This is a genomic window from Bifidobacterium platyrrhinorum, from assembly GCF_010667645.1.
In the GTDB taxonomy this organism is placed as follows: domain Bacteria; phylum Actinomycetota; class Actinomycetes; order Actinomycetales; family Bifidobacteriaceae; genus Bifidobacterium; species Bifidobacterium platyrrhinorum.
Window position 1 is genome coordinate 121,082 of record NZ_WHZV01000002.1, and the last position, 18,213, is coordinate 139,294.

Below are 18,213 nucleotides of genomic sequence, written 5' to 3' on the forward strand. Positions count from 1 at the left end.
TCCGCCACATACCGACCCATCATCCACCGCACATCCACCGGCCGCCCCGACGGGCGGCCGCCCACCGAAAGGACCCGCACATGACCATCCAGACCGCAGGCGCGAACGCGGCCCCGACCATCACCACCGAACTCGCCGGCGGCTCGTCCGCGGCCGGCCCCGCGCCGCACTCACCCGAACTCGTACAGGGCACGTTCGTCGATCTCGCCGGCGTGACCCGCGCCAAGAACGTCCCCGCCCGCCGCCGCGAGGTGTTCGCGAAGAACGGCCTCGGCGCGCCGAAGGTGTGGGTCGTGTTCAACGCGGACAACAACTTCGCGGAGAACGACACGTTCAATGTGACCGGCGACCTGCGCCTGCGCCTCGACACCGCCGCCCTGCGCCACCTCGACGAGCACATCGTGTGGGGGCCGACGAACCTCGCCAACCAGGACGGCACGCCCAGCGAATACGATCCGCGCACCACGCTCGCGAACGTCGAGGCCCGCGCCGAGCAGGCCGGCTACTCCGCGCAGTTCGGTTTCGAATTCGAGTTCCTGCTGCTGCCGAACGAGATCGCGAACGACCGCCGCCCCGACATCTTCGCGCGCCCCTGGCTCGGTTACGGCGCACAGCCGTTCATCGAACAGGACGCGTTCTTCGCCGACCTCACCGTCGCGGCCGATGCCGCCGGCATCGAACTCGAACAGCTGCACACCGAGTGGGGCACCCGCCAGTACGAGGTCTCGGTCGCGCCGGACACGCCGGTCGCCGCCGCCGACAAGGCCGTCCTGTTCAAGCTGCTCGTCAAGCGCACGGCCGCCCGCCACGGGCTGACCGCCGTGTTCTCCCCGAAGCCGTTCCCGGACCAGGCCGGCAGCGGCGGCCACATCCACTTCTCGCTCACCCGCCTGGGCAACGGCGAACACCTGTTCTCCGGCGGCCGGGGCGTCTACGGCCTGACCGCCGAGGGCGGCCATGCGATCGCCGGCGTGCAGGCGCATCTGGCCGAACTCACCGCGATCCTGTCCGGCTCGCCGGTCTCCCTGCTGCGCCTGCAGCCGGACACGTGGTCCGGCGCGGCGATCGGCTGGGGTCTCGAGAACCGCGAGGTCGCGATCCGCTATGCCGCCGCCACGCTCGGCAACCCGCGCGGCGCGAACATCGAGATCAAGACCGGCGACGCGGCAGCCAACCCGTACCTGGCGCTCGCGGGCCTGCTGTCCGCGGCGCTCGACGGCATCGAGCAGTCCCAGCCGCTGTTCAAGCCGACCGAGGGCATCCCGGCGTCGTTCTCCGAGGAGGAGAAGAAGGAGCGCGGGCTCGTCCCGTTCCCGAACGACTTCGACGAGATCACGCGCCTGTTCGGCGAGTCCAAGGCCACGCGCCGCTGGTACGGCGACGGCATCGTCGACGCGATCGTCGCCATCCGCGGCCTCGTCAAGGCCACGTACGGCGACACCTCCGACGAGGACCTCACCACCCTGTTCCGTCACGTATGGTGATCGCGGATCATGCCCTGCGCGCGTCCGCACCCTCCCGCGGGGGTGCGGACGCGGACGTTTCGCGTGGCCGCGGCGCCGCGACGTTGCGCGGGTACGCGATGCGCGTGCCGTTGGTCGACGGCCACGCGCACGCCCCCTACCGCGACGCGCCGGATGCGCGCCGGTTCGCGCAGGCGATGTTCCTGATCGACCTGCCGCGTCCGGGCGATGCCGGTCGTGACGGTGGCGCTGGGATCGGCGATGCCGACGCCGGCGGGGCGGACGCCGACGACGCCGCGCTCGGGCGGCTGCTCGCCGGACGCCTCGGCTGCGAGCTGACGCGCCGGTTCGGCGCGGCGCTCGGCATGGCCGATGCGGGCGGCGCGGGCGGCCCGCGCCGCTACTGGCGTGCGCGCGCCGCATCACGCGACCTCCGCGGATTCGAAACGGCGTTGCTGCGCGGGTGCGGCGTGTCCGCGTGGGTGCTCGACACCGGTGCGGCCGCCGACCTCATGGCATCGCCGCGGGAGTTCGCCGCGCGGGTCTCGGCATCGGGAAGCAACGGCGACGGGGGCTTCGCCATGGCGCCCGGGACTCCGGGGGATTCGCCGGCTTCGGGGAATCCGGTCCGGGTGGTGCGCGTCGTGCGCGTCGAATCGGTCGCCGAACGCGTGCTGCGGGAGCTTGGCGATGCGGCCGACGCCTTCCCGGGGAGGTTCCGCGCGGCGTTGGACGCCGAACTCGCCGAACCGGATGCGGTCGGGTGCAAAAGCGTCGCCGCGTACCGCACCGGATTCGCCATCGACTGGTCGCGGCCGTCCGACGAACGGGTCGTCGCCGCGGTGCGCGGTCTGGACGCCGCCGGGCGAGGCCGCATCGCGGATCCGACCGTGGAATCGTTCATCGTGAACGAGGCGCTGGAACGGGGGCTGCCCGTCCAGTTCCACGTGGGCTTCGGCGACGGCGAGGCGCGCATACGCGAATCCGACCCGACGGCGCTGGAACCGCTCGCGACGGTCGGAGCCCCGCTGGTGCTGCTGCACTGCGCGCCGTACGAGCGGCAGGCGGCGTGGATGTGCGCCACGCACGGCAACGTGTACATGGACCTGAGCCTGGCCTCGATGCATGCCGGCGTGGCGGGCACGCGGGCCCTGCTCGAACGCGTGCTGCAATGGTGCCCGTTCGACCGGCTGACGTACGCCTCCGACGGATTCGGCGTGGCGGAGACGCACGCGCTGGGCGCGCTCGTCTGGCGCGAGGCGTTCGGCGCGCTCGCCGCGGACTGGGCGGCGGACGGCCTGTGGGACGTGCCGTACGCGCGGCGGGTCGTCGACGCCGTGGCCCACGGCAACGCCGAACGGCTGTACGGGCTCGGCTGATCGGCCGACGGCCGGTGGCCGGTGGCGGACCGACGGCCGGTGACAGACCGGTGGCCGGTCCGTGGCGCCGACGCCGGGCATGCGGACGGCGGCGGCCACTAGACTGGGCGGCATGGATAGCAATACGTTGGCCATGATTGGCGTTGCCGTCGTCGCGATCGTGCTGATCGCGCTGGCGGTGTGGTTCTCCAAGTCGCGCAAGCGCGATCTTGACAAGACGATCGCGGAGCGCGACGCGCTGCGCGAGCAGCAGTCCCGCGAGGCCGAGGAAAAGGAGCGCAAGGCCGAGGCCGAGGCCGCGGCCGCGCGCGAGGAATCCGCGCAAGCGGAGGAGTCCGGGGCCGGTGCGCCGGTCTCCGAGGAGCCGGCGGCCGAGGGCGAGCCCGGGCCGGCCGAGGTCGCGGAACCGGCCAAGGCCCTGACCGGGGCCGAAGCGGGGGAGACTCCGGCCGAACCCGAGTCGGAGCCCGAACCCGTGGCCGAGCCCGAACCGGAATCCCGGCCGGAGCCCGCCGCGCAGGAGCCGGAACCCGCCCCCGCCCCGAAGCCGGAACCCGAACGGCCCGAATCCGTGGGCGGGCGCCTCACCCGACTCAAGGCGAAGCTCGCCAAGTCGAGCAACCCGTTCGGCAAGGCCCTGTTCAACATCCTCGCGAAGGACAACCTCTCCGAAACCGACTGGGAGGACGTCGAGGACACGCTGCTCCTTGCCGATGTCGGCGCCGAAGCCTCCGAACAGCTCGTCGACGACCTGAGGACCGACGCCCGCGTCACCGGCAAGGCCGATCCGGCCGAGGTGCGCGCCGCCCTCAGGGAGAAGCTGCTCGACCAGGTCGGCCGCGACACCGACCGCACCCTCAACGCGGACAAGCCGGGTGCGAACCGCCCGAGCGTCATCATCATGGTGGGCGTCAACGGCACCGGCAAGACCACCACCGCCGGCAAGCTCGCCCGCCTCTTCGTCGCCGACGGGAAGAAGGTCGTGCTCGGCGCGGCCGACACCTTCCGCGCCGCCGCCGCCGACCAGCTCGAGACGTGGGGCGCCCGCGTGGACGTGCCCGTCGTCCGCTCCGACAAGGACGGCGCCGACCCGGCGTCCGTCGCCTTCGAGGCGAGCGCCAAGGCCAAGGAGATGGGCGCCGACGTGCTCATCATCGACACGGCCGGCCGCCTGCAAAACAAGGCGAACCTCATGGACGAGCTCGGCAAGATCCGCCGCGTCACCGAGAAGAACCTGCCCGTGGACGAGGTGCTGCTCGTGCTCGACGCCACCACCGGCCAGAACGGCATGACCCAGGCGAAGGTGTTCGCCGAGGCGATCGGCATCACCGGCGTGGTGCTCTCCAAGCTCGACGGCTCCGCGAAGGGCGGCATCGTGATCTCCGTGCAGAAGGAGCTCGGCGTGCCCGTCAAGCTCGTCGGCCTGGGCGAGGGCCCCGATGACCTCGCCCCGTTCGACCCGGAGGGCTTCGTCGACGGCATCCTCGCCTGACCGGCCGAACCGACAGAAACCGGCCGAACCGATCGGCGCCGGCCGAAGTGGCGTTGGGCGCGACCGTCCCGGCGGGCCGCGGGTCCGCATCGTGAACCGTCCCCGGTCATCCGCGCATCCGTGAACAGGTCCCGAATCATGATCGAAACATGATTCGGGACTTTCGCGTTTCCGGCGCGTTTCCGGCGCGAAACCGGCGTGGAACCAGGGCGGCCGCGCCCGTGCGCGCATGCCCGCCCGCCCGTGCGCGGCCCGGGCGATTAACAATCGCGTAACCTGCCGTAACGAAACGAAAACCATCCGGGCGTTCACTATCGAACCGTTAGCCCCCACGAGGGGGACGACGAAAGAACCAGAACCCCGCCCGCATGGCGGGGCGCAAGATGTGAAAGAGAGGGAGGTAGACATGGATTCCGGAAATGCCGCATGGATTTTGACTTCCGCGTCCCTGGTTTTCCTCATGACGCCGGGCGTGGCGTTCTTCTACGGTGGCATGGTCCGTGCGAAGGCCGTGCTGAACATGTTCATGCTTGAGGCGGCCGCGCTGTCGGTCACCATGATCATCTGGACCCTGTGGGGTTGGTCCATCGCCTACGCCGGTTCCGACATCGGCGGCATCTTCGGCGATCCGGCCTCCGGCTTCCTGCTGAAGGATTCGATGGTCGCCAAGGACGGCGTGTTCACGTCGACCGGCCTGAACGCCAACAAGTACCCGGTGTCCGTGGACGTGGCCTTCCAGGTCGCCTTCGCGATGATCACCGTGGGCCTGATCTGCGGCGCCATCGCCGAGCGTGTCAAGTACAGCACGTGGATGATCTTCGTGGCCCTGTGGGTCACCTTCGACTACGCCCCGATGGCCCACATGGTCTGGAACGGCGGCCTGCTGTCCGGTGACGGCGCGATCTCCACCGCCATCGGCGCCGCCGCCCACGACTTCGCAGGCGGCACCGTCGTCCACATCAACGCCGCCGTCGCGGCCCTGGTCATCGTGCTCATCATCGGCAAGCGCAAGGGCTTCGGCACGCAGCCGTTCCGCCCGCACAACGTGCCGTTCGTGATGCTCGGCGCCTTCCTGCTGTGGTTCGGCTGGTTCGGCTTCAACGCCGGCTCCGCCTTCGCCGCCAACGGCACCGCCGGCTACGCCTGGGTGTCCACCTCCGCCGCGACCGCCGCCGCCATGCTCTCCTGGGGCTTCACCGAGAAGATCCGTTCCGGCCACTACACCGCCATGGGCGCCGCCTCCGGTATGGTCGCCGGCCTGGTCGCCATCACCCCGGCCGCCGATGTGGTCTCCCCGCTGTGGGCCATCGTCCTCGGCGCCATCGCCGGCGTGCTCACCTGCCTCGCCTGCGGCCTGAAGTTCAGGTTCGGCTACGACGACTCCCTCGATGTGGTCGGCGTCCACGGCGTGGGCGGCTTCACCGGCACCGTGCTCATCGGCTTCTTCGGCGAGGGCACCGGCCTGCTGGCCGGCGGCGACTGGAAGCAGCTCGTCGTGCAGGTCCTCATCGCGCTGTGCGCCATCGTCTACTCCGCCGTGATCACCGCGATCATCGCCTTCGCGCTGGAGAAGACCATCGGCTGGCGCGTCACCGAGGCCCAGGAAGTCGGCGGCATCGACCTTGCCGACCAGGGCGAACGTGCCTACGATTTTGCTGGTACTGCCAGCTCCGTCCTCAAGGAGGTGAGGTGAGATGAAGCTCATCACCGCAATCATTCAGCCCCATAAGCTCGACGACGTCAAGGAGGCCCTCGCGGCCGCCGGCGTGCACGGTCTGACCGTCTCCGAGGCGAACGGCTACGGCCGCCAGCGCGGACACACCGAGGTCTACCGCGGCGCCGAGTACACCGTCGACCTGATTCCGAAGATCCGCGTCGAGGTCCTGTCCGACGACGCCGACGCCGAAACGCTGGTCGGTGTGATCGTCAAGGCGGCCGGCACCGGCACCATCGGCGACGGCAAGGTCTGGGTGGCCCCGCTCGACTCGGTGACGCGCGTGCGCACCGGCGAATCCGGTTCCGCCGCGATCTGACAACAGACGTCCCTCCCTCCCGGCGCCCGCCGGGATGGGTCGGGGCCATCGATAGACAAGCAAGTCCCCGCACGCTGCCCCCAAAGCCGTGCGGGGACTTGTCGTATGCGGGCGTAACGGATGTATACGTGCGTGACGGATGTATACGTGCGTGACGGACGCATGCGACGGGCGCGACGACGGGCGCCGCGGGCAGGACACACGGATCAAAGGAGCAGGCAATGGCATCGGCGGTCGATGGTCTCAAACAACGGTTCATGGAGATGAGCCGGCCGGACGCGGACGGCGTGTACCGCGACGGCGCGGCCAAACGCAGGGCGCGCACCGCGCTGGCGAAGGACCGCCTGTGCGCGCTGTGGACGGAGGCGACGCAGTCCGTCGACTTCCCCGTGCCGGACCACGGCATCGGCCTGGCCGCCGTCGGCTCGCTCGCCCGCGGGCAGATCGGCCCCAGCTCCGACCTCGACCTCGTGCTCATCTACGACCCGCACGCCCTGAACGACGCGCACCTCAACGAACTCGCCAACAAACTGTGGTACCCGCTGTGGGATTCCGGCCTCGACCTCGACCATTCGGTGCGCACCCGCCAGCAGTGCGAATCGGTGACCGACCACGACCTGCCCGCCGCCATGGGATGGCTCGACGTGGAGCCCATCGCCGGCGACACGGACCTCATCAGGGCCACCGCCGATTCGATCCTCGAACGCTGGCGCAAGGCCGCGCGCAAACGCCTGCCCGAACTGCTCGACTCCGCCGCGAGCCGTCTCGACGAATTCGGCCGCCTCCAATACATCAACCAGCCCGACATCAAGGAGTCCCGCGGCGGCCTTCGCGACTCGGTGCTCGTCTCCGCGCTCGCCGTCTCCTGGCTCGCCGACCGCCCGCACGGCGCCTACGACGACGCGGTCGACCGGCTGCTCGACGTGCGCGACTGCATCCATCTGGTCGCGAACAAGGACACGAACCTGCTGCTCACCCCGTACCAGGACAAGGTCGCGGCGATGCTCGGCCTCGCCGACCCGACCCTGCCCGCCGGCGGCGAGCGCGAGGCGAAGTCCATCGACGACCTGCAGACGCTGCTGGCGCGCATCGGCCGGCGCATCGCGTTCTCGCTCGATTCGACGGCCTCGCGCGCCGAGCATTCGCTCACGCACGAGAAGCCACGGTTCGCGTTCTTCCAGATGATGTCGCAGCGTGCGGGCGGGCATCGTGAGGCGCCGAAGTTCGAGGTGGTCGCGCCCGGTGTGGCCGTCCACGAGCATGAGATCGTGCTCGCGCCGGGCGCCGAGCCGTCGCGCGACGCCTCGCTCGCGCTGCGCGTGGCGCTCGCTTCGGCGCGACGGGGTCTTCCGATCAATCCGGGCACGTTGGAGAACCTGCGTCGGTGCCCGATCCACAGCAACCGGTGGGATGCGACGTCGCGCGACCTGTTCGTGCGGCTGCTCGCGTCCGGTCCGGAGCTGATCCGTGTGTGGGAGGAGATCGATTTCGTGGATCTTCCCGGCAAGTGGATGCCGGAATGGCTGGGCATCCGCAACCGTCCGTCCGCCTCGGCCGCGCACCGGTACACGATCGACCGGCATTCGGTGGAGGTCGTCTCGCGACTGACGCGCGGGATCGGCTTCCCGTCGCGTGCGGACCGTGAGGCGGCGGGCGGTTCCGGTGCGCCGCGATACGACGATGCGCACTACACGGCGCTGCTGCTCGCCGGCATCCTGCATGACATCGGCAAGCGTTCCGGCGTGGCCGACCATGCGGCGGAGGGCGCGCGCCACGCGCCGGTGATCCTCAAGCGCATGGGTTATGACGCGGATACGGTGCGCATGGTGACGCTGCTGGTGCGCGAGCATCTCACGTTGAGCGAGTTCGCGACCGGCCGCAATCCGAACGATCCGAACGTGGGCGCCGACCTGGCGAACCGTTTGCGCCACGACCCGATGCTGTTGGACATGCTCTACGACCTGACGCGCGCGGACGGCTCCTCGTTGGGCGCGACCTCGGAGGAGGCCATCACGAAGAAGTACGGTTGGAGCACGTGGCGCGAGACGCTGGTCAAGCAGATGGTCGCCGCGACGCGCTACCACCTGTGACGCCGTCCGTCACACCTTCGCCAGCCATGCGTCGCCGTGGGCGCGCAGGCCGTTGAACAGGGCGCGCAGGCCGATGAACACCACGTTGAGCACGGCCCACAGGGCGATCATGCGCGCGATCGGCGTGGCGAGCGCCGCCGTGCCGTCGAGCGCGTCCACGCCGGCCAGCACCGCCATGTAGACGACGGCGGTCAGCGTGCAGGTGGCGGCCAGATAGCGGTAGTCGCCGGCGCCGATGAGGATGCCGTCGAGCGCCCACATCCATCCGCACAGCGGCAGGAACAGGCCTTGCGTGACCATGCCGGCCACGATGAGCGCCTGGACGGCCGCGTTCGGCGAGAACAGCGGCGCGGCGGCCAGTCCGGTCGCGGCGAATCCGAGGCCGATGACCATGCCTGCCGCGGCTCCGGCCCCACCGGCCGTGCGGGCCATGGCGCGCGCCTCGGCGCGACGGCCGGCGCCGAGTTCGGTGGCGACGAGCGCCTGGCCGGCGATGCCGACCGCGTCGAGCATGTTGAGCACGAAGTTCCAGGACGCGTTCACCGCCTGGTAGGCGGCGAGCACGGTCACGCCCATGCGTGCGGCGAGCATCACGGTGGCCACCAGGCAGGCGCGCAGGGCGAGCGAACGCAGGAACAGGGGCAGGCCGTCGCCGGCGCTGCCGAGGATCCCGTTCAGGTGCGGGCGGATCGAGGCGCCCTCGGCCTTCGCCCACAGCAGCGCGGGCACGGTGAGGAAGACGCCCATGAACCATTGCGCGATGAGCGTGGCGGCGCCGGAGCCGATGATGCCCCAGCCGAACCCGAGCACGAACAGCAGTTCCAGCGCGGTGTTCACCACGGCGCCCATGACGGCCGCGACGAGGGTGACGCGCACCCGGCCCAGACCGCGGAAGATGCCGTTGGCCGCGTAGACGAGCAGCATGCCGGGCAGGCCGAAGACGATGGCGTTGAGGTAATGCCGCGCCTGCACGAGCACGTCGCCCCGGGCGCCGAGCGCCGCGCACAGCGGCCGTCCGCAGGCGAACAGGACGCAGGAGACGGCCACGCCGATGATGAGCGCGAGCCACATGCCGTCGACGCCGGCCTCGAGCCCCTCGCGACGCCGGCCGGCGCCGATGAGGCGCGCGACCTGCGAGGTGGTGCCGTAGGCGAGGAACACGCACAGGCCCACGGTGGTCAGGACGATGGTCGATCCGATGGACAGGCCGGCCAGCGCCGCGTCGCCGATATGCCCGACGATGGCCGTGTCGATGAGGATGAACGCCGGTTCGGCGATGAGCTGGCCGAACGTGGGCAGCGCCAACGCCATGATCCGGCGGATGTCGCCGCCGGCGCGGGGGTCGCGCGGGTTGTGCGGGCTGTGCGGGTCGCGCGGGATCCGTTCCGTCGTCCCGGGCCCGGTGCCGAGCCCGTCGCCGTCGTGCGTGTGCCCGTTGTCGCGCATGAGCCTTCCCCCGATGTCCTGCTTCGTCCCGTTCGGCGGCGGACGCCCGTCCGTGCGGGCCGTCGCCTCCGTTTTCCGGGTGAACACCCTAGCGTGACGTCCGGTCCGGTCCGTTCACCGTGCGTTCAGACGCGATTACCACGGCGTTGGCGTTCGTGCAAGTCGGCGTCCATGCGTGATCGAGTTATCCCCACGTTATCCCCAAGTTATCCACTGAGTTATCCCCATAGTGTGGATAACTCAGTGGATTATCCCCGTCGAAACGCCCCGAAAATGTGGATAACTTTTTCTTATCCACATCCGGTTTCGGCGTGTCGCCTTGTTTTCGGGCGTGGCTGTGGATAACTCGGTGGATAAGTCGCGTCATCGGCAGATGTAGTTGTGGATAAGCCGTCGGGACCACAGATATGTGGGCGGAACGGCCCCGTGCGCCCGCGGCCTTCCCGGGTTCGGCACGGGACCCTATACTGTGCCCTATGGCTGAGGAACCCTGGGAAGACGAACCGCGCGACGAGGGCGGATACGACGACGAAGGCGGCTCCGGCGACGGCTTCGGCCCGGCCCGCGCGCCCCGCGCCCCCCGCGCGAACCGCGGCGAGGGCTACGTGCCCGGCACCACCGGCACGCCCGTGAGGGACGCGCTGTTCGACCGCGTGCCCCCGCACGACGACGACGCGGAGATGGCCGTGCTCGGCGGCATGCTCATGAGCAAGGACGCCATCGGCGAGGTCTCGCAGATGATCGAGGTCACCGACTTCTACCAGCCGAAGCACCAGACCATCTACGAGGCGATCATCAACCTGTTCTCCGCCTCCCAGCCCGTCGACGCGGTGCTCGTGGCCAACGAGCTGCTCAAAAGCGGCGACCTCGACAAGGTCGGCGGCACCGACTACCTGCATTCGCTCGTCGCCTCCGTGCCCACCGCCGCCAACGCCACCTACTACGCGGAGATCGTCCACCAGCGCGCCATCCTCAGGAACGTGATCGCCGCCGGCACCAAGATCGCCCAGCTCGGCTACTCGGCCGAAGGCTCGCAGGCCGAGGACGTCGTCAACCTCGCCCAGGCCGAGGTGTACGAGATGTCCGTGGGCAAGGTGCGCCAGGACTATTCCGCCATCGGCCCGGTGGTGCACGACGCGCTCGACCAGATCGACAAGCTCCAGCAGGGCCTCGTCAACAAGGGCGTGCCCACCGGCTTCCGCGACATCGACGACCTCACCCAGGGCCTGCAGCCCGGCCAGATGGTCGTCGTCGCCGGCCGCCCCGCCATGGGCAAGTCCACGCTCGGCATCGACTTCGCACGCGCCGCCGCCCTCCACCACCACCTGACCACCATCGTGTTCAGCCTCGAGATGAGCAAGGTGGAGCTCGCCCAGCGCATCATCTCCGCCGAGACCAACATCCCGCTCGGCGCCCTGCGCCGTGCCGACGAGATCACGCCGGAACGATGGAACACGCTCAACTCGTTCTGGTCGAAGCTCGAGGACGCGCCCCTGTTCATCGACGACAGCCCGAACATGAGCCTCATGGAGATCCGCGCCAAATGCCGCCGCCTCAAGCAGACCAACGACCTCAAGCTCGTCGTCATCGACTACCTGCAGCTCATGACCTCCGGCAAACAGGTCGAAAGCCGCCAGCAGGAGGTCTCCGAGTTCTCGCGTGCGTTGAAGCTCCTCGCCAAGGAGCTCGAAGTGCCCGTCGTGGCCCTCTCCCAGCTCAACCGAGGCCCCGAGATGCGCAACGACAAGAAGCCGCAATTGTCCGACCTGCGTGAATCCGGCTCGATCGAGCAGGACGCCGACGTGGTGTTCCTCGTGCACCGACCGGACTTCTACGACAAGGAGGACCGCCCCGGCGAGGCCGACATCATCATGGCCAAGCACCGCAACGGCCCCACCGAGACCTTCCACCTGGCGTTCCTCGGCGCCACGTCGAAGTTCAAGGACATGCCGCAGGACTACAACAGCAATCAGGGAGTGTGAATCATGGCTTGGAATTCGTTCGCCACGCCGCTCATCGGCAAGGGCGTGCGCTGGGCGTCGCGACTGCTGCGTCACGGCGGGTCCGCGTTCCCCGGCAAGGTCGTCGAGACCATCGACCCGACGTTCCTGGCACGCACGCTCGGGCGTCTGCCGCTCGGCGTCGTGCTCGTCTCCGGCACCAACGGCAAGACCACGACCACGCGCATGGTCGCCTCGATGCTCTCCGATCTGGGATTGAAGGTGTTCACCAACCCCACCGGATCGAACTTCACGCGCGGCGTCGTCTCCGCGCTGCTGCAGCAGGTCACGCTCACCGGCCGCCTCGACGCCGACATCGCCGTGCTCGAACTCGACGAGGCGTACGCCGTCCACTTCGTGAAGCAGGTCCGCCCCCGCTACGCGCTGCTGCTCAACGTGATGCGCGACCAGCTCGACCGCTTCGGCGAGATCGACAACACCGCGCGCCTGCTCGGCCACGTGGCCGAGGCCACCGACGGCGTCGTCGTGCTCAACCGCGAGGACCCGCGCATCGCCGCGCTCGCCGACCTCGCGCCCAAGGGCACCGCGGTGCGCTACTTCGGCCTGTCCGACGGGCTGAAGGCGCTGTTCCCCTCCGACGACGACATGGCCACCACCGTGAGCGTCGAGGGCGCCGGGGACGGGGCGGCGCCGCGGGCCGCCGCGGCCGGCCGGACCGCCGCCGCGGACCACGAGGCCCTCGAACTGCCGGCGGACGTGACGTTCACCGCGTTCGGCGACCACCGGGCCACGTTCCGGCTGGACGGCGCCGAACACACGACCGACGTGAAACTCGAAGGCGTGTACAACCTGTACAACGCCGCCGCCGCGCTCGCCGTCGTGCGCGCCGTCGTCGCCGACGCGCCACGCGCGCGCACCGCGGCCGCCCCCGCCGGCGGCGAGGCGTTCCGCGGACGGCTCGGGCGTTTCGCCGCCTCGGACACGCCCGCGCTCATCCGCGCCGTCTCGCGCGTCACGCCCGCGTTCGGCCGCGGCGAGGTCATCGACGCGGCCGGCAGCCCCGTCGAACTGCTGCTCGTCAAGAACCCGATGGGCTTCCGCCTCTCCCTGGCGAGCTTCCCGCCCGAAGGCGCGGACACGATGATCGTCATCAACGACGAATACGCGGACGGCCGCGACATGAGCTGGCTGTGGGACGTGGACTTCACCTCGCTGCGCGCCACCGGTGTGCGCCAGGTCTCCGGCGTACGCGCCTGGGACATGGCCCTGCGCCTCGGCTACGACCAGGTGCCGGTCGACGCCACGGACACGGACATCGAATCCGCGCTCAACGTGTTCGTGCACGCAAACCCGGGCACCCCCAAGCACATCTACTGCACGTACACCGCCATGCTCAGGGTGCGCGCCGCGCTCGGCCGGATCGCGCACGTCGCCGACGCCGGCGTGGGCAGATAGCGCGCACGGCGAACGGTCCGTGAGGACCCGAACGCCCGGCATCCAGGAGCATCCAGAGAATCCAGGAGAATCGACCATGGCCAAGACCATCGACGTGATGTCCCTCTACCCGAAGGACATGAACATCTACGGCGACTCGGGCAACGTGCTCACCGTCACCCGCCGCCTCGCCCTCTACGGCTACGAGCCGCGCGTCACCGCCTACAACCAGGGCGACCCGTGGCCCGAGCACATCGACATGGTGCTCGGCGGCGGCGGCCAGGACACCGGCCAGAAGAAGATCATCGACGACTTCTTCACCCGCGCCGACGCCCTCGCCGCGCTCGCCGAAAGCGGCACGCCGATGCTCATGATCTGCGGCATGTACCAGCTGTTCGGCGAATACTTCGAAACCGTGGACGGCACCCGCCTCGACGGCATCGGCGTGATCCCCGCGCACACCATCGGCCGCGACGTGCGCATGATCGGCAACCTCGTCGAGCATTCCGACGAATTCGGCGACGTCATCGGCTACGAGAACCACTCCGGCCAGACGTTCCTGCGCGCCGGCGTGGGCGTGCGCCCGCTCGGCCGCGTCGACCAGGAAGGCCGCGGCAACAACGGCGAGGACCACACCGAAGGCGCGCGCGTGCACAACGTGATCGGCACGTACATGCACGGTTCGCTGCTGCCGAAGAACCCCGCCATCGCGGACTTCCTCATCCGCACCGCCGCCGAGAACCGCTACGGCGAATTCGGCACCGCCGACCAGACCGACGCGCAGGCGGCCGAACTCGCGCGGCTCGACAAGGTCGCCGCCGAGGCGCGCGCCGTGGCCGCGGGCCGGCCCCGCTAGACGGGACGGGCCTCCCCGGGACGAGAGTCCGGGACGGGAGTCCGGGACGGGAGTCCGGGACGGGAGGACGCACCGGAGGAGGGCGGCCGCCCGCCCCCGCCGGAACGGAAAGCCCGGCTTACGGAACCGGACGTCCGCGGCCGGTGTCGCACAATAACCGCGCGCCCACGGGGGAGTACCCTTGGAGGTACGGGCGCGCGGCGACAGGGCCGCGCCATACCTCACAAGGAGGGGTTATCATGGCTGGTTTCGATCTGGGTGATGGCCTGCGCAAGGTCGTGCTGGCGGGCATCGGCGCCCTCGCCACCGGGTACGAGAAGGGCAGCGAGATCGTCGACGACCTCGTGAAGAAGGGCGAACTGACCGTCGAACAGGGCAAGAGCCTCAACACCGAACTCAAGCGCAAGGTCGGTGAATCGCTCGTCAACGACGCCGACAAGGACGACGAGAAGCGCGCCGCCAAGGCGGACGCCGTCGAACCGGCCGACGCCGGTGAATCCTCGGACGCGGACAAGCCCGCCGAGGCCTGACCGGTCCGATCGGACGGACTGGTCCGAACGGGCCGATTGAGCCGATCTGACCGATTGGGCCGATCTGACCGATTGGGCCGAACGCCCGACCTGAACGACCCGAACGAACGGACATTCGCGTGACGACACCCGCACAGACGACGCAAGACGACGCACGGCAGCCGGCCCCATCCGTATGTGATGGGGCCGGCTCGCCGTCGTCCGGGGCGGCCGCGACGCCGGCGGGCCCGGCGTCGGCCTCGACCTCGCGGCAGACGGATCCGCCGACGAATCCTGCGGATCCCGCACCGTCGGCCGGTGGCGCCGGATCCGCGGCATCGGCCGTTGGTGCGGGCGGAACGGCCGGAACGGACGCGGCCGCGTCGCACCCCGGGCCGCGACCCACGGACTCCTACCCGATGGGCGCCTACCCGGTCTACGCCGAGACCATCGGCCTGTTCGGCCCGCGCCGCGACGACTTCTCCGCCCGCTACCACCTCACACGCTGGGGCAAGGCCAAACGCCTCGCGCACATCGTGCGCATCGTCAACCAGTTCGACGCGCTCAAGGGCCTCACGCCCGTCAAGATGCGCCTCATGTGCGAGGCGCTCGGACCCACCTTCGTCAAGGTCGGCCAGATCCTGTCGATGCGCTCCGAAATGCTGCCGCCCGCCTTCTGCGACGAACTCGCCAAACTGCGCGCCGACGCCGACCCGATGCCCTACGACACCGTCATCGGCGTGCTGAGCGACGAATACGGCAGGTCCGTCGACGAGATCTTCTCGCACATCGACCCCAAGCCGCTCGGCTCCGCCTCGCTCGCGCAGGTGCACCGCGCCACGCTCGTCACCGGCGAGGACGTGGCCGTCAAGGTGCAACGCCCCGGCGTGCGCGAGACCATGGCGCAGGACGTCTCGATCATGCGCTCGATCGCCCGCGCCGCCACCAGGGTCATCGGCTCCTCCCAGATCGTCGACCTCAAGGGCGTGGTCGAGGAGCTGTGGGACACGTTCCAATCCGAAACCGACTTCCTCGTCGAGGCGCGCAACCTCGCCGCGTTCAAACGGTTCTCCGAGCCCTTCCGCTACATGGACTGCCCCACGCCGTACCCGGAACTGTGCACCGAACACGTGGTCGTCATGGAATACGTGGACGGCATCTCCGTGTCCCACCCCGGCCAGCTCGTCGCCGCCGGATACGACCTCAAGGACATCGGCACCAAACTCGTCGACAACTACGCCACGCAGATCCTCGACGCCGGCTTCTTCCACGCGGACCCGCACCCGGGCAACATCATCATCCGCGGCGGGCAGATCGTGCTCATCGACCTGGGCATGACCGGCCGCCTCGACGCCAAGACGCGCGCCGTGATGAAGGAGATGATCTTCGCCGTCGCCAAACAGGACTCGCCGGCGCTCGCCGACGGGCTGCTGCGTTTCGCCGGCGCCGAGGCCGACCCGGCCGACTACCCCTCGCTGCTCGCCGACCTCGACGTGATCGTCAAGGAATACGGCACCGTGGACCTCGCCGACCTGGACATCGCCGCGTTCGTCACCTCGCTCACGCAGCTGGCCTCACGCCACGGCATCGAGGTGCCGAGCACCGTCACCACGGTGGGGCGCGCGCTCGTCACGCTCGAGGGCCTGCTGGACGAGTTCATCCCCGATGTGAACATGATCGAGATTATCTCGAAGCACATCGCCACCTCCAAGGCCCCCAAGGACGTGGCCAAGGACGAGCTGAAATCGCTGGGCGTGGAGGGGCATGCGGCGCTGCACAGCCTGCTCGAGGCGGCGAGCGAGCTCAACGTGGCCGCCAGGATGCTCACCCGCGGCCAGCTGCGCACGAACATGGAGCTCGTCGGCTCCGAGGAGCCGTTCCGCATGCTCTCCGACATGGTGAACCGCCTGACGATGGCGATGATCGTGGTGGGTCTGTTCATCGGCTCGTCGATCGTGTACTACGCCGGCATGAAGCCGATCATCTTCGGCATCCCCATCGTGGGGTTCATGGGCTACATCGTGGCCTTCGTCCTCGGCTGCTGGATCGTCGTGGACATCTACCTCAAAGGCCGCAAGACCAAGCGCCGCTAAGCCGCCGTGGCCGTTTTCTCCGGCTGCCCAGTTTGGAACCGGAGCGAACGGACTCTGGTGAATTCCTCGAGTCCGTTTGTTCCGGTCTGCAGGCTCGGAGCCGGGGACAACGTACGTGGGAGGATTCCCTAGAGTCCGTTTTCCCCGGTCCGACGGTTGACAGCCGGAGAGAACGTACTCCTGATGGTCTCTCGAGTCCGCTTGCTCCGGTTGTGCGGGGCGCGGGCCGGCTGTCCACAGGGGTCCGCGGCCGGCTTGGATATCCACGGCGTCGTCCACCGTCGTGCACAGGAACCGTCCGATAGGCGTCCCGATTGGCGGATGGCGACGGTTCCCCTCTACGGTGGAGGGATGAGACGGCACAAGGCGGTGGACGAACTGATCGAACGGACCGAACGGCAGCATCGGTGCATGTACGGGGCCGACGATCATCTGCGCCGTGCGCTCAGGCGGCGGCACCTCAGGGGCGAACTGGTGTCGCCCTACCGCAACGTGTACGCGCGGGCCGAATACTGGAAGGGGCTGACGGCCTGCCAGCGGTCGCTGTGCGTGGCGCGTGCGTTGCACGCCAGACACCCGGATTGGGTGTTCGCCGGCGAGACGGCATTGGACGCCCATGATTTCGACCACCCATGGGCGGTCCACGACCGCACGGTGACGATCGCCGATCCCGAAGGAGGCTCCGGTCGCCCCGCGCGCGGCGAGGAGGGGTATGCGCTCAGACGCGCGTACATGCCGCCGGTCGACGCCGTGACGCTGGCCGGCATCCCCGTCGCGCCGGCGGAATGGGTGCTGGTCGACTGCGCGACGCGTGTTCCGTTCCTACGGTCCCTGCCGATGTTTGACGCCGCGATCCGCAAGGGGACGGATATGGAACAGGTGCGCGGGCTGTGCCGGTCGCTGCGCCGGGACTGCTCCGCCGTGGACCGGGTGCTGCGGTATGCCAACGGCAAGTGCGAGAACGGCGGTGAGTCGTTGGTGTACGGGGTGATCGTGGAGAACGGGTTCCCCGTCCCGCAATTCCAGGAGGAGTTCAGGTCCTCCGGCCGCACGTATCGCGTGGATTTCCTGTGGCGGCTGTCGGATGGCCGCACGGTGGTGCTGGAATACGACGGCATGCGCAAATACGTGGACCCCGCCATGGCCGGACGGAAGACGGTCGGGCAGGTGGTGGGCGACCAGTTGGCGAGGGACCGTGCCCTGGCGGAATTCGGCGTGACCACGGTGCTGCACTGCACCTATGACGATGTGTTCATGCAGGGGCCGCTGGTACGGATGCTGCTGGATGCCGGAGTCCCCCGATTCGACGGCTAGGGGCGGATGGATGTTGTCGCATGATCATATCGGCGTGGGGACGGTGGAGGTCTCCCGCGAGGTGGAGAAGACGGCGGAGGCATCCTGCGAGGCTGCGCGGGCCCGGCGGACCGAAGTCGGGTGATGTTCTGAGTACGGTCATC

At 69.4% G+C, this 18,213-nt stretch carries 13 protein-coding genes and 1 pseudogene; 13 read left to right on the top strand and 1 reads right to left on the bottom strand.

Annotated elements, in window-relative coordinates:
- Positions 1–80 precede the first annotated feature (80 nt).
- The 6 genes from GFD21_RS03855 to GFD21_RS03880 all read left to right on the top strand — a co-directional run bounded on the left by GFD21_RS03855 (position 81) and on the right by GFD21_RS03880 (position 8,457).
- Complete coding sequence (locus GFD21_RS03855) at positions 81–1,484, top strand: type I glutamate--ammonia ligase (RefSeq protein WP_163196627.1); 1,404 nt, start codon at positions 81–83, stop codon at positions 1,482–1,484.
- A 98-nt stretch (positions 1,485–1,582) separates the two neighbouring features.
- Positions 1,583–2,842 carry an amidohydrolase family protein gene (locus GFD21_RS03860; protein ID WP_163196628.1) on the top strand — a complete coding sequence of 420 codons (1,260 nt, stop codon included), beginning with the start codon at positions 1,583–1,585 and terminating at the stop codon, positions 2,840–2,842.
- Between the two features lie 112 nt (positions 2,843–2,954).
- Positions 2,955–4,334: a signal recognition particle-docking protein FtsY gene (ftsY, locus tag GFD21_RS03865; protein ID WP_163196629.1), complete on the top strand. Its 1,380-nt coding sequence runs from the start codon at positions 2,955–2,957 to the stop codon at positions 4,332–4,334.
- Positions 4,335–4,740: 406 nt separating this feature from the next.
- Complete coding sequence (locus tag GFD21_RS03870; protein ID WP_163196630.1) at positions 4,741–6,027, top strand: ammonium transporter; 1,287 nt, start codon at positions 4,741–4,743, stop codon at positions 6,025–6,027.
- A gap of 1 nt (position 6,028) precedes the next feature.
- Complete coding sequence (locus GFD21_RS03875) at positions 6,029–6,367, top strand: P-II family nitrogen regulator (RefSeq protein ID WP_034529718.1); 339 nt, start codon at positions 6,029–6,031, stop codon at positions 6,365–6,367.
- Positions 6,368–6,588: 221 nt separating this feature from the next.
- Positions 6,589–8,457 carry a [protein-PII] uridylyltransferase family protein gene (locus GFD21_RS03880; RefSeq protein WP_163196631.1) on the top strand — a complete coding sequence of 623 codons (1,869 nt, stop codon included), beginning with the start codon at positions 6,589–6,591 and terminating at the stop codon, positions 8,455–8,457.
- Between the two features lie 9 nt (positions 8,458–8,466).
- Here the strand turns inward: GFD21_RS03880 and GFD21_RS03885 are convergent, their stop codons facing one another.
- On the bottom strand, positions 8,467–9,903 hold the full coding sequence (locus GFD21_RS03885; protein WP_163196632.1) for an MATE family efflux transporter: 1,437 nt from the start codon (positions 9,901–9,903) through the stop codon (positions 8,467–8,469).
- 476 nt (positions 9,904–10,379) lie between these two features.
- On the opposite strand from GFD21_RS03885, the gene dnaB reads away from it, so the two are divergent.
- The 7 genes and pseudogenes from dnaB to GFD21_RS03915 all read left to right on the top strand — a co-directional run bounded on the left by dnaB (position 10,380) and on the right by GFD21_RS03915 (position 18,070).
- Complete coding sequence (dnaB, locus tag GFD21_RS03890; RefSeq protein WP_225431640.1) at positions 10,380–11,885, top strand: replicative DNA helicase; 1,506 nt, start codon at positions 10,380–10,382, stop codon at positions 11,883–11,885.
- A 3-nt stretch (positions 11,886–11,888) separates the two neighbouring features.
- Positions 11,889–12,765: pseudogene (locus GFD21_RS11405) on the top strand (Mur ligase family protein); the annotation flags it as partial.
- Entirely contained in the window at positions 12,744–13,319 is a 576-nt protein-coding gene (locus tag GFD21_RS11410) for a DUF1727 domain-containing protein (RefSeq protein WP_404801554.1), read from the top strand. The pseudogene GFD21_RS11405 and the gene GFD21_RS11410, both read left to right, overlap by 22 nt.
- Before the next feature lie 76 nt (positions 13,320–13,395).
- Positions 13,396–14,154, top strand: coding sequence for a type 1 glutamine amidotransferase (locus tag GFD21_RS03900; RefSeq protein ID WP_163196634.1), 759 nt, complete (start codon positions 13,396–13,398; stop codon positions 14,152–14,154).
- A gap of 239 nt (positions 14,155–14,393) precedes the next feature.
- A complete protein-coding gene (locus GFD21_RS03905; protein ID WP_163196635.1) occupies positions 14,394–14,684 on the top strand; it encodes a phasin family protein in 291 nt (96 codons plus the stop codon).
- A 71-nt stretch (positions 14,685–14,755) separates the two neighbouring features.
- Complete coding sequence (locus GFD21_RS03910; RefSeq protein WP_404801555.1) at positions 14,756–16,756, top strand: ABC1 kinase family protein; 2,001 nt, start codon at positions 14,756–14,758, stop codon at positions 16,754–16,756.
- Between the two features lie 351 nt (positions 16,757–17,107).
- Positions 17,108–18,070, top strand: coding sequence for a hypothetical protein (locus GFD21_RS03915; protein ID WP_163196637.1), 963 nt, complete (start codon positions 17,108–17,110; stop codon positions 18,068–18,070).
- Positions 18,071–18,213 lie beyond the last annotated feature (143 nt).